The 15,349-nt window shown below is 72.4% G+C and carries 16 protein-coding genes; 12 read left to right on the top strand and 4 right to left on the bottom strand.

What is annotated here, in order from left to right; genetic code table 11:
- Positions 1-4 precede the first annotated feature (4 nt).
- The 11 genes from ACY34I_RS12895 to ACY34I_RS12945 all read left to right on the top strand — a co-directional run bounded on the left by ACY34I_RS12895 (position 5) and on the right by ACY34I_RS12945 (position 11,549).
- Positions 5-850 carry a hypothetical protein gene (locus tag ACY34I_RS12895; protein ID WP_462755055.1) on the top strand — a complete coding sequence of 282 codons (846 nt, stop codon included), beginning with the start codon at positions 5-7 and terminating at the stop codon, positions 848-850.
- An 18-nt stretch (positions 851-868) separates the two neighbouring features.
- Positions 869-1,372 (top strand): hypothetical protein, encoded by a 504-nt coding sequence (locus tag ACY34I_RS12900; protein WP_462755056.1) that lies wholly within the window; start codon positions 869-871, stop codon positions 1,370-1,372.
- Positions 1,373-1,489: 117 nt separating this feature from the next.
- Entirely contained in the window at positions 1,490-2,395 is a 906-nt protein-coding gene (locus ACY34I_RS12905) for a mechanosensitive ion channel family protein (protein ID WP_462755057.1), read from the top strand.
- A gap of 198 nt (positions 2,396-2,593) precedes the next feature.
- Entirely contained in the window at positions 2,594-3,796 is a 1,203-nt protein-coding gene (locus ACY34I_RS12910) for an MFS transporter (protein WP_462755058.1), read from the top strand.
- A gap of 249 nt (positions 3,797-4,045) precedes the next feature.
- Positions 4,046-4,807 (top strand): DeoR/GlpR family DNA-binding transcription regulator, encoded by a 762-nt coding sequence (locus tag ACY34I_RS12915; RefSeq protein ID WP_462755059.1) that lies wholly within the window; start codon positions 4,046-4,048, stop codon positions 4,805-4,807.
- Between the two features lie 58 nt (positions 4,808-4,865).
- Entirely contained in the window at positions 4,866-6,233 is a 1,368-nt protein-coding gene (locus tag ACY34I_RS12920) for an ABC transporter substrate-binding protein (protein ID WP_462755060.1), read from the top strand.
- Between the two features lie 58 nt (positions 6,234-6,291).
- Positions 6,292-7,224: a carbohydrate ABC transporter permease gene (locus tag ACY34I_RS12925; protein ID WP_462755061.1), complete on the top strand. Its 933-nt coding sequence runs from the start codon at positions 6,292-6,294 to the stop codon at positions 7,222-7,224.
- The gene (locus ACY34I_RS12930; protein ID WP_462755062.1) at positions 7,221-8,087 is read left to right on the top strand and encodes a carbohydrate ABC transporter permease; all 867 of its coding nucleotides are present in this window, start codon (positions 7,221-7,223) and stop codon (positions 8,085-8,087) included. Before ACY34I_RS12925 ends, ACY34I_RS12930 begins: the two co-directional genes overlap by 4 nt.
- A complete protein-coding gene (locus ACY34I_RS12935; protein ID WP_462755063.1) occupies positions 8,084-9,145 on the top strand; it encodes a zinc-dependent alcohol dehydrogenase family protein in 1,062 nt (353 codons plus the stop codon). Before ACY34I_RS12930 ends, ACY34I_RS12935 begins: the two co-directional genes overlap by 4 nt.
- 66 nt (positions 9,146-9,211) lie before the next feature.
- The gene (locus ACY34I_RS12940; RefSeq protein ID WP_462755135.1) at positions 9,212-11,065 is read left to right on the top strand and encodes a transketolase; all 1,854 of its coding nucleotides are present in this window, start codon (positions 9,212-9,214) and stop codon (positions 11,063-11,065) included.
- Between the two features lie 79 nt (positions 11,066-11,144).
- Positions 11,145-11,549, top strand: coding sequence for a DUF2267 domain-containing protein (locus tag ACY34I_RS12945; RefSeq protein ID WP_462755065.1), 405 nt, complete (start codon positions 11,145-11,147; stop codon positions 11,547-11,549).
- A 20-nt stretch (positions 11,550-11,569) separates the two neighbouring features.
- On the opposite strand, the gene ligD is transcribed toward ACY34I_RS12945, so the two are convergent.
- Positions 11,570-12,535: a non-homologous end-joining DNA ligase gene (gene ligD / locus ACY34I_RS12950; RefSeq protein WP_462755067.1), complete on the bottom strand. Its 966-nt coding sequence runs from the start codon at positions 12,533-12,535 to the stop codon at positions 11,570-11,572.
- 131 nt (positions 12,536-12,666) lie between these two features.
- On the opposite strand from ligD, the gene ACY34I_RS12955 reads away from it, so the two are divergent.
- Complete coding sequence (locus ACY34I_RS12955; RefSeq protein WP_462755069.1) at positions 12,667-13,056, top strand: DUF2267 domain-containing protein; 390 nt, start codon at positions 12,667-12,669, stop codon at positions 13,054-13,056.
- A gap of 66 nt (positions 13,057-13,122) precedes the next feature.
- Here the strand turns inward: ACY34I_RS12955 and ACY34I_RS12960 are convergent, their stop codons facing one another.
- From ACY34I_RS12960 to ACY34I_RS12970, 3 genes are all read right to left on the bottom strand, one after another.
- Positions 13,123-13,512, bottom strand: coding sequence for a VOC family protein (locus ACY34I_RS12960; RefSeq protein ID WP_462755071.1), 390 nt, complete (start codon positions 13,510-13,512; stop codon positions 13,123-13,125).
- Positions 13,509-14,234 (bottom strand): hypothetical protein, encoded by a 726-nt coding sequence (locus tag ACY34I_RS12965; protein ID WP_462755073.1) that lies wholly within the window; start codon positions 14,232-14,234, stop codon positions 13,509-13,511. Before ACY34I_RS12965 ends, ACY34I_RS12960 begins: the two co-directional genes overlap by 4 nt.
- A 230-nt stretch (positions 14,235-14,464) precedes the next feature.
- Complete coding sequence (locus ACY34I_RS12970) at positions 14,465-15,229, bottom strand: FadR/GntR family transcriptional regulator (RefSeq protein WP_462755075.1); 765 nt, start codon at positions 15,227-15,229, stop codon at positions 14,465-14,467.
- Positions 15,230-15,349 lie beyond the last annotated feature (120 nt).

Genomic DNA, 15,349 nt, shown 5'->3' on the forward strand with positions numbered 1-15,349 from the left:
GGCGGTGACCAGCCGCAGGAACACCACGCTGAAAGTCATCAAGGGAGCCCTGGCCGGTGGCCCCGCCCCGGCGCGCCGCCGCCTGGTCAGCCGTCCCGTGCCCCAGTCGGCCGAGCCGATCGAAGAGGTCCTGGAACGCCTGGACCAGGAGCCGGTCGAGGACCCCGCCGAGGCCGCCGGCCTGACCGTCGTCGGCGATCCCGCACAGCTCGAAGACCCGCCCGAGACCGACGGGAAGCCGACCGACGCCGACGCCGGGTCCGAGGCCGGCAGCGACACCCCGGCCACGCCGGACCGCGGTCGACGGGCCGATGCCGGGACGAGGGCGGAGCGACGGGACGCCGACCCCGCACCGGGCACGCCGGGCCGCGGCCGGGCGCTGACCGCGCTGCTCGTCGTGTTGCTCGCCGCCGCCCTCGCCGGCGCCGCCGTCTACGGCCACCGCTGGTACGTCGACCGGGCCACCGACCAGGCCCGCAGCGACGCCGTCGCCGCCGCCCGGCAGGCCGCCGTCAACTTCGTCTCGGTCAGCGCCGCCAGCGTCGACCGGGACCTGCAGCGGGTCATCGCCGGGGCGACCGGCGACTTCAAGGACGAGTTCACCCGGGGCCAGGCGCAGGTCCGCGCGGCGGTGGTGGAGAACAAGGTCCACTCGCAGGGCACCGTGCTGCGCGCCGGACTGGTCTCCGGGGACCGCCGGCACGCCGTGGTGCTGGTGGCGGTCGACGCCACGGTGAAGAACGTGAAGGCACCCGACGGGCGGCCGTCGCACTACCGGATCCAGCTCGACCTCGTCCGGGACAAGGACTCGGGCGACTGGCTGGTGGCCAAGCTCCAGTTCGTCGGCTGACCGGAGGAGGAGAGCCCGATGCGTGTTCCGATCGCCCTGCGCCGCCTGCCGCGGCTGCGCCCCGTGCCCGTCCTGGTCGTCGCGATCGTCCTGGTGGCGGCGGTGGCGCTCGCCGCCTGGTACGGCGACCGCCGCGCCGGCCAGCGCGACCAGGCCGTACGCCAGGCCCTGGCCACCGCACCCGCCGCGGCCAAGGCCCTCTTCTCGTACGACTACCGGACCTTCGACGAGAGCATCGCCAACGGCCGCACCTTCGCCACCGGCGGGTTCGCTGACGAGTACGCGCAGACCACCGCCGCGCTCAAGCCGACCGCCACGAAACAGCAGGCGGTGGTGCTGGCCGAGGTCTCCGCCACCGGCGTGGTCAGCGCCGACACCGACCGGGTGGAGCTGCTGCTCTACCTCAACCAGTACCGGCGCAACGTGACCACCGCGGGGGAGAAGGTCGACCAGAACCGGGTCGTGCTCACCATGGTCCCGGTCGACGGGGAGTGGAAGGTCGTCAAGGCCACCGCCATCTGACCGGCGGGCTCGCGTGACGATCCCGCTGTCGGCGGGGCTGTCCGCGTTTTCCGCCCGGGCGCTCCGGGTACGTCCTCACGGGACTGAGACCTGACCCAGATCCGTGGAGGCCCTTCGATGAGAGACAACTTCGGCGACGCGGTGGGAGACGCGTTCCGTTCGGTGATGCTGTTCCTGCCCAAGGCGGTCGCCTTCATCGCCATCCTGGTGGTGGGCTGGCTGGTCGCCAAGGCGGTGCTGAAGCTCGTGGACAAGGTCCTCGAGCGGGTGCACTTCGACCGGGCCGTCGAGCGCGGCGGCATCAAGTCGGCCCTGGCCCGCTCGAAGTACGACGCCAGCGACATCGTCGCCAGGCTGGCCTACTACGCCGTGCTGCTGGTTACCCTCCAGCTCGCGTTCGGCATCTGGGGCCCGAACCCGATCTCGGACCTTATCCACGGCGTGGTGGCGTGGCTGCCCAAGGCGTTCGTCGCCATCGTGATCGTGGTGGTGGCCGCGGCTATCGCCAAGGCGGTGAAGGACATCGTCTCCGGCGCCCTCGGCGGCCTCTCCTACGGCCGGGTGCTCGCCACCATCGCCTCGGTGTTCATCCTCGGCCTGGGCGTGATCGCCGCGCTCAACCAGATCGGCGTCGCCACCACGGTGACCACTCCGGTGCTGATCGCCGTCCTCGCCACGATCGGCGGCATCCTGGTCGTCGGGGTCGGCGGCGGTCTAGTCCGGCCGATGCAGAGCCGCTGGGAGCACTGGCTGGCCCGCGCCGAGGAGGAGCGCCGGACCATCGCCGAGCACGCCCGGGCGTACCAGGCCGGGCGGCGGGACGTCGACGCGCAGCTGGGCAGCCCGTACGCCGAGGCGGAGCTGACCCAGCCGGTCGCCCCGCACGGCGCGGCGGAGCCCACCCAGCCCATGCCGCGCGCCGGCACGGCGGCCACGCCGCGGCAGCCCGCGGCCGAGCAGGCGGTGGACAACGAGGCGACGATGGTCATCCCGCAGGCGGACGTGCAGAAGTTCCGCCGCTGACCACCCGCGTCGTGACCGGGGTGGGGCCTAGCCGGGTCCCACCCCGGTTCCGCGTGCGACGGGGCGGCGCAGCGGACCGGCGGCGACTACCATCGGCGCATGACCTGGCGATGTTGATCCCATCCTGAGGGCCGAGGCCGCGGGCCGCCGCGGACACCGCACGTCCGGTGTCCGTCACGTCCCCGTGGGAAGGCCTCCATGCTCATCGTCTCCGCGCGCCGCTCCGGCGCCCGCCCGTTGGCGGCGACGCTCTACGCGTACGCGTTCCTCACCGACCTCGTCCTGCTCTACCCGGTGTACGCGCTGCTCTTCGCCGACACCGGCCTGTCGGTCGGGCAGATCTCCTCGCTGTTCGTCATCTGGTCGGCCACCGGCATCCTGCTGGAGGTGCCCTCCGGCGCCTGGGCCGACGCGGTCTCCCGGCGGCTGCTGCTCTGCCTCGCGCCGCTGCTGCCCGCCGCCGGCTTCGCCCTCTGGGTGCTGGTCCCGTCCTACCCGGCGTTCGCCGCTGGCTTCCTGCTCTGGGGTGCGGGCGGGGCGCTGCGCTCCGGCGCCCTGGAGGCGCTGGTCTTCACCGAGCTGGAGCGGCTCGACGACACCGGCCGGTACGCCCGCCTCATGGGCCGGGCGAAGACCGCCGAGATCCTCGGTGTGCTCGCCGCGATGGGCCTCGCCGCCCCGGTCCTCGCCCTCGGCGGCTACCCGGCCGTCGGCGCGGCCAGCGTCGCCGCCTGCCTGCTCGCCGCGGCCGTCGCGATCCGCTTCCCGGAGCATCGCACGGCCGGCGGTGCCGTCCCGGTCGACGACGGGTCGGGCGATGCCGACCCGGGGTTTCTGGCGAGCCTGCGCGACGGGCTGGCCGAGGCCCGCGCCGACCGATCCGTGCGGGCCGCGTTGCTGCTGGTCCCGGCCGTCGCCGCGATCTGGGGCGCGCTGGAGGAGTACGCGCCGCTGCTGGCCCGGGACACCGGTGTCGCGCTGGACCGGGTGCCGCTGCTGCTCGTACTGGTCTGGGCGGGGACGACCCTCGGCGGGCTGCTGACGCCGGTGGGGGAGCGGCTGACCAGCCGCGGGTACGCGGCCCTGCTCGTGGTCGCGGCGCTGGCCCTGGCCGCCGGTGCCCTGTCCCGCCACCCCGCCGGGTTCGTGCTGATCGGGGGCGCGTTCGGCGCGTTCCAGCTCGCCACGGTGCTCGCCGACGTCCGGCTGCAGTCCCGGATCACCGGGCCGAGCCGGGCGACGGTCACCTCCGTCGCGGGGATGGCCACCGACCTGAGCATCATCGCGGTCTACGCCGGCTACGGCGCGATCGCCACCGTCGCCGGCAATGCGGTGGCGTTCGCGGTGGCCCTGGTGCCGTACCTGGTGGTGGCGCTCTGGCTGGTCGCCCGCCGGACCTGACCGTCCGGGCGGGGGCCGGATGGCCCGGTCCCCGCCCGTGCCCGTCCGGGCGGGATGGGTCGAGATCGGGCATCGGGATGTGGGAAACGGGCGGGTCAAAAGAGCGTTTTGCCGGATGCGACACGATCTCCGCTGCCCGTTCGGGCCACGTTCCGGGCAGAAAACTCAACTATTTACCCGAGATGTGACCGTCGTCACGCCCGTTTGGCGGTGTTAGAAACAGAGGCACGAGCGGGCGGGAGGTGCCAGATGGACGCAGCGCAACGCAGGCACCACATCCTCACCTTGGCCCGCCATCATGGCGAGGTCGACGTGCAGAAGCTGGCAGCCGACCTGGGCGTCGCACCCGAGACCATCCGGCGCGACCTGAGCCTGCTGGCCCAGCACGGCCTGGTGCGGCGCACCCACGGTGGCGCGTACCCGGTGGAGACGGCCCGCTTCGAGACCACCCTGGAGACCCGCACCACGCGGATGGTGGCGGAGAAGCGGCGGATCGCCGCCGCCGCGGTCGAACATCTCGGCGACGCGGAGTCGATCTTCATCGACGAGGGCTACACCCCGCAGTTGATCGCCGAGGCGCTACCCACCCACCGGCCGCTGACCGTGGTCACCGCCTCACTGCACACCGCCGCGGCGCTGGCCCACTCACCCACCGTCACGGTCCTCCTGCTCGGTGGCCGGGTCCGCGGCCGTACGCTCGCCACCGTCGACCACTGGGCCACCGCCATGCTCGCCGGCTTCGTCATCGACCTCGCCTTCGTCGGCGCGAACGGGATCTCCCGGGAACACGGGCTGACCACGCCCGACCCGGCCGTGGCCGCGGTCAAGGCGCAGGCGGTCGGGGTGGCTCGGCGGGTCGTCTTCGCCGGCGTGCACACCAAGTTCGGCGGCCACAGCTTCTGCCGCTTCGCCGATGTCCCCGACGTCGACACCATCGTCACGGACACCGCGCTGCCGGCGTCCGAGGCACACCGCTACTCGTTGCTCGGCCCCGTGGTGCTGCGCGTCTGAGCGCCCGGCCGACCCACCTCCACCACCACCACCATCCCACCACCCACGGAGGTCCACTGTGTCCAGAACCCGGTCTCCTCGCCGATGGCACGGCGCGTTCGCGGCCGCCGTCGCGGCCGGCCTGACGCTGACCGCCTGCTCCGGAGCCGGCGGCGGCTCCTCATCCGAAGGCGGCGGCAAGACCATCACCGTGCTGATGGTCGGCAACCCGCAGATGGAGGACCTGGCGAAGGTCACCGCCGACAACTTCACCAAGCAGACCGGGATCGCCGTGCGGTTCACGATCCTGCCGGAGAACGAACTGCGCGACAAGGTCACCCAGGACGTCGCCACCCAGGGCGGACAGTACGACGTGGCGACGATCGGCGCGTACGAGGCACCGATCTGGGCCAAAAACGGGTGGTTGCACGAACTGAGCTCGTACGCCGACGCCGACGGCGGCTATGACGAGGGTGACCTGCTCAAGCCGATGGTCGCCTCACTCTCCGGCGAGGACGGCAAGCTCTACGCGGCGCCGTTCTACGGCGAGTCGTCCTTCCTCATGTACAACAAGGAGCTCTTCGCGGCCAAGGGCCTGACCATGCCGCAGCGGCCGACCTGGCAGCAGGTGGCGCAGTTCGCCGCGAAACTGGACGACAAGAAGGCCGGCGTCGCCGGCATCTGCCTGCGCGGCCTGCCCGGCTGGGGTGAGCTCTTCGCCCCGCTGACCACCGTCGTCAACACCTTCGGCGGCACCTGGTTCGAGAAGGACTGGACGCCGAAGGTGAACGCGCCCGAGTTCACCCGGGCGACGAAGTTCTACGTCGACCTGATCCGCGCCCACGGCGAGGCGGGCGCCCCGCAGGCCGGCTTCACCGAGTGCCTGAACACCTTCGGCCAGGGCAAGGCGGCGATGTGGTACGACGCCACCTCCGCCGCGGGCACGCTGGAGGACAAGAGCGCGAGCAAGGTCGCCGGCAAGGTCGGCTACGCGTACGCGCCGGTCGACCGGACGAAGTCGTCGGGCTGGCTGTGGGCCTGGGCGCTGGCGATGCCGAAGACCACCAAGAACGCCGACGCCGCCTGGAAGTTCATTTCCTGGGCCACCGGCAAGGAGTACGAGAAGCTGATCGGCTCCTCGCTCGGCTGGTCCCGGGTGCCGGCCGGCAAACGCCAGTCCACCTACGAGATCCCGGAGTACCGGCAGTCCGCCGCCGCCTTCGCCGACCTCACCCTGAAGTCGATCCAGGAGGCCGACCCGGTCAATCCCGGCCTGCAGCCCCGCCCCGCGCTCGGGGTGCAGTTCGTCGGCATCCCCGAATTCGCCGACCTCGGCACCAAGGTCTCGCAGGAGGTCTCCGCCGCCATCGCCGGCAGCACCACCGTCGAGAAGGCGCTCGCCGACGGCCAGCGACTGGCCGAGGACGTCGCCAAGGAATACCGGTAGCCGCCATCCGGGGCCGGTCGACCGCCGACCGGCCCCGGCCCTGTCCCGAGGTGGTTCCATGACCCAGACCGTCACCGCCGGCCCGGGCGCGGCACGCCGGCACACTGTCCGACCTGTCCCCGCCGCCGCGCGGCAGCGCTGGACCCGCCGCGCCCCGCTGCTGCCCGCCCTGATCTTCGCCATCGTGGTGACCCAGATCCCGTTCCTGGTCACCCTCTACCTGTCGACCCTGGACTGGAACGCGCTGCGACCCGGCCGCCGCGCGTTCGTCGGCCTCGCCAACTACGGCCAGGTCCTCACCGACGGGCGGCTGCGCGCCGCCCTGCTGAACACGGTGGTGCTCACCGCCGCCTCCGTCGTCATCTCGGTGCTGCTCGGCCTCGGCCTGGCCATCCTGCTGGATCGCCGGTTCCCCGGCCGCGGCGTCGTCCGTACCCTGCTCATCACCCCGTTCCTGGTGATGCCCATGGCCGCGGCGCTGCTCTGGAAGCACGCCATCTACAACCCGTCGTACGGCCTGATCAACGGTGTCGTGGGCGGCAGCACCGACTGGGTGTCCCGGTATCCGATGCTGTCGGTGGTCACCACCCTGGTCTGGCAGTGGACCCCGTTCATGATGCTGATCATCCTGGCCGGGCTGCAGAGCCAGTCGCTGGAGACCCTGGAGGCCGCCCGCGTCGACGGGGCCGGGCCGTGGCAGACCTTCACCCGCATCACCCTGCCCTACCTGCGCCCCTACCTGGAACTGGGCGCCCTGCTCGGCTCCATCTACCTGGTGCAGACCTTCGACGCCGTCTTCACCATCACCCAGGGCGGTCCCGGCACCGCCACCACCAACCTGCCGTACGAGATCTACCTGACCACCTTCCGCAAGTTCGAGTACGGCGAGGCCGCCGCGGCCGGCGTCGTGGTGGTGATCGGCACGATCATCGTCGCCACCTTCGCGCTGCGAGTGATCTCCAGCCTGTTCCGGATGGAGGACACGCGATGACGACGACACCCACCCGACGCGCCTCCCGGCCGACAGGCCCGGCCCGGCGGACCAGCGGCGTACGCGGGGCGGCCTGGACGGTGCTGGCCTGGCTCGCCGGATTGCTGTTCTTCCTGCCGGTGCTGTGGATGGTGCTCACCGGGTTCAAGCGGGAGGTCGACGCGGCCAGCAACCCGCCGGCCTGGTTGTTCACCCCTGTGCTCGACGGCTACCGGCAGGTCTTCGACCGGGACCTCACGCCGTACCTGCTCAACTCGTTGATGGCCAGCCTGCTGTCCACCCTGCTGGTGCTGCTGCTGGCCACTCCCGCGGCGTACGCCTTGTCGATCCGGCCGGTCGCCAAATGGCGCGACGTGCTGTTCTTCTTCATCAGCACCAAGATGCTGCCGGCCGTCGCCGCGCTGCTGCCGATCTACCTGCTGGTCAAGCAGTTCGGCATGCTCGACAACATCTGGACCATGATCCTCCTCTACACGTCGATGAACCTGCCGCTCGCGGTGTGGATGATGCGCTCGTTCCTGCTGGAGGTCCCGTCGGCGCTGATCGAAGCGGCGGCGATGGACGGGGCCAGCCTGACCGTCACGATCCGGCGGATCCTCCTGCCGATCGTCGCGCCGGGCCTGGCCGCCACCGCGCTGATCTGCTTCATCTTCAGCTGGAACGAGTTCTTCTTCGCGGTCAACCTCACCGCGACCCGCGCCGGCACCTCACCGATCTTCCTGGTCGGTTTCATCACCTCCGAAGGGCTGTTCCTCGCCCGGCTCTGCGCGGCCGCGACCATCGTGTCGCTGCCGGTCGTGCTGGCCGGCTGGATCGCCCAGAAGCAGCTCGTCCGAGGACTCTCCATGGGGGCGGTCAAATGAAGGCAGCGGTCATCGTCACGCCGGGACAGATCTCGCTGGAATCCGTGCCGGATCCCACGCCGGGGCCACGGGACGTGGTCGTCGAGGTCGCCGGGTGCGGGATCTGCGGCACGGACCTGCACATCATGGACGGCGAGTTCGCGCCCGCGTACCCGATCGTGCCCGGGCACGAGTTCGCCGGCACGGTGGTCGCCACCGGGCGGGACGTCACCGAGGTGCGCCCGGGCGACGCGGTCGCCGTCGACCCGTCGCTGCACTGCGGCGAGTGCTACCAGTGCCGGCGAGGCCGGGGCAACCTCTGCGAACGCTGGGCCGCCATCGGCGTCACCGTCTCCGGCGGCGCCGCCGAGTACGCGGTGGCGCCGGTGCGGAACTGCTTCCCGCTCCCCGAGGCCATCGCGCCGGCGGACGCCGCGCTGATCGAACCGCTCTCCTGCGCGGTACGCGGCTTCGACGTGCTGCCCCGCCGGCTCGCCGACCACTACCTGATCTACGGCGCCGGCACCATGGGCCTGATGATGCTGGAGCTGGCGAAGCGGTGCGGCGCGGCGAGCGTCAGCGTGGTGGACCCGAACCCGGACCGGCTCGCCACCGCGGTGCGGTTGGGCTGCTCGGCCAGTGGCGCGAGCGCCGACGAGCTGCTCCGCCCCCGAGGGTGGGACGTCGTGATCGACTGCACGGGCGTGCGGGCGGCGATCGACGACGGGCTGAGCCGGGTCGCCCCGGCCGGGACGTTCCTCCAGTTCGGCGTCTCCGAGTACCGCACCCGGGCGGCGGTCGAGCCGTACCGGATCTACAACCAGGAGATCACCATCACCGGCTCGATGGCGGTGCTGCACAGTTTCGAACGGGCCGGAGAGCTGTTCGCCGCCGGCGTGCTCGACCCGGAGGTGTTCATCAGCCACCGCTTCCCGCTCGACCGGTACGCCGAGGCGATGGCCCAGTTCCGGGCCGGCGTGGGCCGCAAGATCCAGGTCACGGGCCCGAGGGCGACGCCGACGGCCGGACTGACAAATCAGGTGTTAACGGTTGATGAGCCGCCTTCCGGTCTACGGTGAACGGGGAGGCGGCCAGCGGCCGTGCGGGCCGGGCCGGGTGGACCTCGGGAGGCGATACCGGTGACGATGGAAGCCGAGCGCACCTTGCGCGAGGACGAGATCAGCCAGCTCAGTGAACTCGCCGCCCAGCTACGGGTGGACTCGATCCGCTGCAGCACCCAGGCCGGCTCCGGGCACCCCACCTCCAGCCTGTCCGCCGCCGACCTGATGGCGGTGCTGATCGCCCGGCACCTGCGCTACGACTGGGTGAACGCCGGCAATCGCGCCAACGACCACCTGATCTTCTCCAAGGGCCACGCCTCCCCGCTGCTGTACGCGGTCCTCAAGGCGGTCGGCGCGATCAGCGACCAGGAACTGATGGACACCTACCGGCAGCTCGGGTCGCGCCTGCAGGGCCACCCCACCCCGGCCCTGCCCTGGGTGGACGTCGCCACCGGTTCGCTCGGCCAGGGCCTGCCGGTCGGCGTCGGCATCGCGCTGGCCGGCCAGTACCTCGACCAGCTGCCGTTCCACGTCTGGGTGCTCTGCGGCGACAGCGAGACCGCCGAGGGCTCGATCTGGGAGGCCCTGGACAAGGCGAGCCACTACGGGCTGCGCAACCTCACCGCGATCGTGGACGTGAACCGGTTCGGGCAGCGGGGGCCGACCGAGCTGGAGTGGGACCTGGACACCTACCGGCGGCGGGTCGAGGCGTTCGGCTGCCACCCGATCGTCGTCGACGGGCACGACCTCGCCGCGATCGACGAGGCGTTCGGCCGGGCCCGGCAGGCCACCGGCCCGACGGTGGTGCTCGCCCGCACGGTCAAGGGCAAGGGTGTGGCCGAGGTCGAGAACAAGCCGGGGTGGCACGGCAAGCCCCTGAAACCCGACATGGCCGAGCGGGCCGTCCAAGCGCTCGGCGGCGTCCGGCAGATCCGCGTCACCGGCCCGAAGCCCGAGCCCGCCAAGCCCGCCGCCAAGCCCGAAGCCAAACCGCCGGAACTTCCCCGCTACGACAAGGGAGCGAAGGTGGCCACCCGGAACGCGTACGGTGACGCGCTGCGCGCGCTCGGCTCGCGGCCGGACGTGGTCGCCCTCGACGGCGAGGTGAGCGACTCCACCCGGGCCGACAAGTTCGGCGAGGCGTACCCCGACCGGTTCTTCGAGATGTTCATCTCCGAACAGCAACTGGTCGCCGCCGCGGTCGGCCTGCAGGTACGCGGCTACCGTCCGTTCGCCGCGACCTTCGCGGCGTTCCTGTCCCGCGCCTACGACTTCATCCGGATGGCCGCCATCTCCCGGGCCGACATCGCGTTGTCCGGCTCCCACGCCGGGGTGGAGATCGGGGCGGACGGCCCCTCGCAGATGGGGCTGGAGGACCTGGCCGCCCTGCGCGCCGTGCAGGGCTCGACCGTCCTCTATCCCAGTGACGCCGTGTCCTGTGCCGCCCTCGTCGCCCAGATGGTCGACCGGAAGGGCATCTGCTATCTGCGCACCACCCGCGGGAAGTACCCGGTGCTCTACGACAACGGCGACGAGTTCCCCGTCGGGGGCAGCAAACTGCTCCGCGGCGGTGGCGACGTCGCGCTGATCGGCGCCGGGGTCACGGTGCACAACTGCCTCGCCGCCGCCGACGAACTGGCGCGCGAGGGGATCGACGCCCGGGTCATCGACCTCTACTCGGTCAAGCCACTGGACCGGCAGCGGCTGCTCGACGCGGTCCGGGACACCGCAGGCCGGCTGGTCGTGGTCGAGGACCACTACCCGGAGGGCGGGCTCGGGTCGGCGGTGCTCGAGTCGCTGGCCGACCTCGCCGGACCGGTGCGGGTGAACCACCTGGCGGTACGCGGGCTGCCCACCTCCGGGACGTCGACCCAGCTGATGGACCAGGCAGGGATCGGGGTGACCGCCATCGTCTCGGCGGCGCGCGCCCTGGCCTGACGGCCGCAGCCGCACCGACCCCGTCGTTTCACCCCCGCCGGCGCGGGTACCCGCAGGTCCGGTCCGAGAGGGGGTCCAGGTGAACTACACGGAGTTCATCCAGTCGGTGGCCGCGAAACCGAAGGCGCCGACGCAGGCCGAGCCGATCGCGCGTGCCACGCTCGTGACGCTGGCGGAACGGATCACCGGCGGGCAGGCGCAGGACCTCGCCTCCCAGCTTCCCGAGGAACTGCGGTCGTGCGTCGACAAGCCCGACGAGCACCCCGAGCCGTTCGGGCTGACGGAGTTCCTCGAGCGGGTGCAGAACCGGGCCGGGGTGGACCGGCAGGCGGCGACCGACGGGGCGCGCGCCGTGCTGGACACCCTGCGGGAGAAGATCAGCGCGAAGGAGTACGGGGACGTCGTCGACCAGCTGCCGCAGGAGTTCTGGCAGCTGACCGGGCCGTCGGTCAACCGGTTCGAAACCCGCCGGGTCGGCACCTAGGCGGGCCGGCCGGAGCGGGGTTACCCCTGCAGCCGGATCTCCGCCGACTCGCGGTCGCTGCGCAGCCCCTTCCAGGAGGGGTGGCGCAGCCGGCGGTCGGGCGTCCAGGAACGGAAGGTGACGTCCCCGACCAGGGCCGGGTCGACCCAGACGGCGTGGCGGGCGTGCTCGCGCGGCACGGGGGAGTCGAACGGCGAGTCCGGCCGGCTCAACGGCTTCAGGCGCTGCTGCAGGTCGCGCAGCACGGTCTGGGTGAAGCCCGTGCCGACATGGCCGATGTAGACCAGCTTGTCGGCCGCGTCGTACATGCCGAGCAGCAGGGAGCCGATGGTGCCGGCCCGCCGGCCGGACCCCGGCTTCCAGCCGCCCACGATCACCTCCACCGTGTCGTTGAGCGGCACCTTCACCCAGGCCGGCGCCCGCCGGCCGGGCTGGTACGGCGCGCCCAGCTGCTTGGCAACGACCCCTTCCAGGCCGAGTTCGGCCGCCGCCGTGGCCAGGTCCCGGCCGGCCTCGCCGGTCCAGTACGGCGGCGTGTCGACACTGTCGCCGCTGAGCCCCAACTCCTCCAGCGCCGCCCGGCGCTCGGTGTACGGCAGGGCGGTGAGGTCCCGTCCGTCCAGGTACAGGAGATCGAACAGGTACAGCCGTACCGGGGTCGCCTCGACCAGCGCGGCGGCCGGCGCCCGCACGTGCATCCGATGCTGCAGCGCCGAGAAGCTGGGCCGCCTGTGGCCGTCGAGGGCCACGATCTCCCCGTCGAGTACCGCCCGCCGCCCGGCCAGCAGCCGTGCCAGCTCGCCCAGCTCCGGATACGCCCGGGTGACGTCCCGGTCGTTGCGGCTGAGCAGCCGGAACCCGTCGTCGACGTAGGCGATCGCGCGGACCCCGTCCCACTTGAACTCGTAGCCCCAACCGGACCCGGTGGGCAGCGCGCCACTGGAGGCCAGCATCGGCGGCACGAGCTTCGGCATCCGGGCACCCACGCCTCGATCATGGCCAACTCCGCGCCCGGGCAACGCCGGTTTCCGGCCTTTCGTCCGGGGACCGGACCGGCATCGTTTGTGGCTGGCAGCCGCGGGTAGCCACGCGGTGTCCGGGACGGGAAGGACGGGGCATGGCTGAGCTGGAGTTCTTCGAGAAGGTGGCCGCGGGGGCCCAGGTCCCGGCGGAGACGGCGCGCGCGCTGACCGAGGCCACCCTGCGGACCCTCGCGGAGCGGATCAGCGGCGGTGAGGCGGCCGACCTGGCCGACCACGTGGCGCACGAGCTGCGCCCGCTCCTGGCCCGGGCCCGCCCCGAGGAGCCGGAGGCGTTCGGGTACGACGAGTTCCTGCGGCGGGTGGCGGAGCGCGCGGGGGTGGCACCCGAGGTCGCCGAGCAGGGCGCGCGGGCCGTCCTGCGGACCCTGGACCCGGTGGTCGGGCACCAGCAGTTCACCCAGGCGTTGTCGCAGCTGCCGGCGGAGATCCGCGGCCTGGCCCAGCCGGTGCCGCGCGGGCGCTGACCGGCCCTGGCCTACGCGACCTGCCGCTGGTCCCGGCGGCCACCCGTGACCGCCGGGTCAGCCGGGTCAGCCGGGCAGGTGCAGGAACGACCACTGGTGGCCGTCGGGGTCCCGGAACCCGCGCATGTACATGTACCCGAGGTCCTGGCCCGGTCCGAGCGACTGCCCGCCCGCGACGACCGCCAGGTCGACCAGCTCGTCGACGCGTTCCCGCCGGTCGACACCGAGGCCGACGATGACCTCCCGGCTGGTCTCGGGGTTGCACACCGCGGTCCCGGCGAACGCGGCGAAGGCCGCCGGGGTGTGCAGGATCAGGTGGGTGCTGTCGCCGAGGGTGAGTTGGGCGCTCTCCCCGCCCGGCGGCCGGGGCCCGGCGGTGAAGCCGAGGGCGGCGAAGAACTCGACCGCCCGGTCCAGGTCGCGTACCGGCAGGTTGACGAAGGTTCCGCTGCTCATCGGGCCTCCTCCGGCGACTCCAGGAGCTGTTTGAGGGCGGCCAGCCGGTCCCGCCAGTACGCCCTGAGCCGGTCGGCCTCGTCGGCGTCGGCCAGCTTCTCGTGCAGGACGGCCACCCGCGCCTTGGCCTCGCCGACCGGGGTGAAGCCGACGGCGATCCGGGTGGGCCCGTCCGCCCAGTCCGCCCGGAAGGTCTTCGGTGCGGTGGCGGTCCGGACCCGGACCGGCGCGTCGGGCAGCCACCGCCCGCGCACCGTCTCGTCGGCGAACGCGGCGAACAGCACCGCCACCGGCACCGCCACGGTTCGGCTGCCGGTGGCCTCGAAGCCGCCGCCCCGTCGCTGCCCCGGCTCGCGCAGCCCGCGGGCCTGCTCGTATCCGACGGTGATGGTCTGCGCCCACCAGCCGGGCACGTCGTGCGCCGTGACCAGCCAGCGGGCGATCTCGGTGTGGCCGTGGTCGGCGGCGCCCCACTCGTCGAGCAGCCGGAACCAGGCGTCCCAGTCGCGTCCGGTCCGCTCGCGCAGCAGCGCGTCCGAGATCCGGTCCCGCTGCCCCCGGCCGGCGGCGGCCGGGGCGGGCTCGGGCGTGCCGGCCGGCGTGATGGCCGGGGCGTCGGTGGTGGCCTTGGCGAGCAGCTGGCGGCGGGCGGTCGTGTAGCTCTCGCCGGTCTTCGCCATCCGGGCTCGCACCCGGGTCTTGAACGACTTCTGAGTCGTCATCACATGCTCCCTCGACGGCGCGGTCGTAGGGACTCACGCTCCCGTCGACCTCGCCGCACCGGAGTGCATGTGGCGTGTCGATGTGGGCCAGTCGGCACCGCGCCCCGAGGACCCGAGGTCCCCTTTGCCTCCGCGAGGCCGGCGGCGTGAGCACCGGGAAGGAGGTGAGGCGCGGGACTGCGCCGGCGCCAGTCTACGCCTCGACCGGCCCGCCCTGGGGGAGGTCGGGCTCAGGAACCCGCGACGGGTTCGGCGGCCTGCTCCCACATCGACTTCATCTCGTCGAACGCCTGCTCCATGATCTGCACCATGGCCCGGCGGGCCTGCTCGCCGTCGCGCCGCTGGATCGCCTGGGCCACGTCGGCGTGCAACTGCAACGCCTGCTCGTCCGGGTAGTGCGGCATCAGGTGGTAGTGGTGCCGGCCGGTCAGCACCTCGGCGACGATCTGCTGCAGTTTCACGAACATCTCGTTGCCGGAGGCGGCCAGCACCTGCCGGTGGAACTCGATGTCCAGGCTGAGGAAGCGGGCCTCGTCGCCGGCCTTCCCGGCGGCCCACATCTTGGCGGCGAGCCCGACCAGTTCGCTCGCTTCGTCGTGATCGATCCGGCTGGCGGCGAGCCAGGCGGCGTGCGGCTCGATCGCGGTCCGCAGCTCGGTGATCGAGCGCATCTGCGCCATCCGGCCGGCCGAGGCGAGCCGCCAGCGGATCACCTGCGGATCGAAGACGTTCCACGCCTCGGCGGGGCGGATCAGGACCCCGACCCGGCGGCGGGTCTCGATGAGCCCCATCGACGCGAGCACCCGCAGCACCTCGCGGATCACCGAGCGGGAGACCGCGTACCGGTCGACGAGATCGTCGATGTTCAGGACAGAGCCGGCGGGCACCTCGCCCCCGCAGATGGCGGTGCCGAGGTGGTCGAGAACGCGCGCGTGCAGCCCGGCCTCGGCAGGGGCCTGCTGAACGGGGGCGACCCCTGGGGAGGAGTGATCCACGCGACGGAGCATATCAGTTCGAACTCAACCCTTGAATAAGTCAGCTTTATCGGCCTAGCATCCGGTCGTTAAGCAGACGTTACAGCGTTGTGGCGCTCTTCCCCCGGGGCGGCGACCACG

It is taken from the genome of Micromonospora sp. RTBAU3-60 (genome assembly GCF_054963695.1).

What these genes read in the sequence shown, in the direction of transcription:
- ACY34I_RS12905 (WP_462755057.1), top strand. Translation starts at nt 1,490, where the DNA reads ATGAGAGACAACTTCGGCGACGCGGTGGGAGACGCGTTCCGTTCGGTG.
- ACY34I_RS12900 (WP_462755056.1), top strand. Translation starts at nt 869, where the DNA reads ATGCGTGTTCCGATCGCCCTGCGCCGCCTGCCGCGGCTGCGCCCCGTG.
- ACY34I_RS12930 (WP_462755062.1), top strand. Translation starts at nt 7,221, where the DNA reads ATGACGACGACACCCACCCGACGCGCCTCCCGGCCGACAGGCCCGGCC.
- ACY34I_RS12925 (WP_462755061.1), top strand. Translation starts at nt 6,292, where the DNA reads ATGACCCAGACCGTCACCGCCGGCCCGGGCGCGGCACGCCGGCACACT.
- ACY34I_RS12915 (WP_462755059.1), top strand. Translation starts at nt 4,046, where the DNA reads ATGGACGCAGCGCAACGCAGGCACCACATCCTCACCTTGGCCCGCCAT.
- ACY34I_RS12935 (WP_462755063.1), top strand. Translation starts at nt 8,084, where the DNA reads ATGAAGGCAGCGGTCATCGTCACGCCGGGACAGATCTCGCTGGAATCC.
- ACY34I_RS12965 (WP_462755073.1), bottom strand. Translation starts at nt 14,234, where the DNA reads ATGACGACTCAGAAGTCGTTCAAGACCCGGGTGCGAGCCCGGATGGCG.
- ACY34I_RS12910 (WP_462755058.1), top strand. Translation starts at nt 2,594, where the DNA reads ATGCTCATCGTCTCCGCGCGCCGCTCCGGCGCCCGCCCGTTGGCGGCG.
- ACY34I_RS12955 (WP_462755069.1), top strand. Translation starts at nt 12,667, where the DNA reads ATGGCTGAGCTGGAGTTCTTCGAGAAGGTGGCCGCGGGGGCCCAGGTC.
- ACY34I_RS12940 (WP_462755135.1), top strand. Translation starts at nt 9,212, where the DNA reads ATGGAAGCCGAGCGCACCTTGCGCGAGGACGAGATCAGCCAGCTCAGT.
- ACY34I_RS12960 (WP_462755071.1), bottom strand. Translation starts at nt 13,512, where the DNA reads ATGAGCAGCGGAACCTTCGTCAACCTGCCGGTACGCGACCTGGACCGG.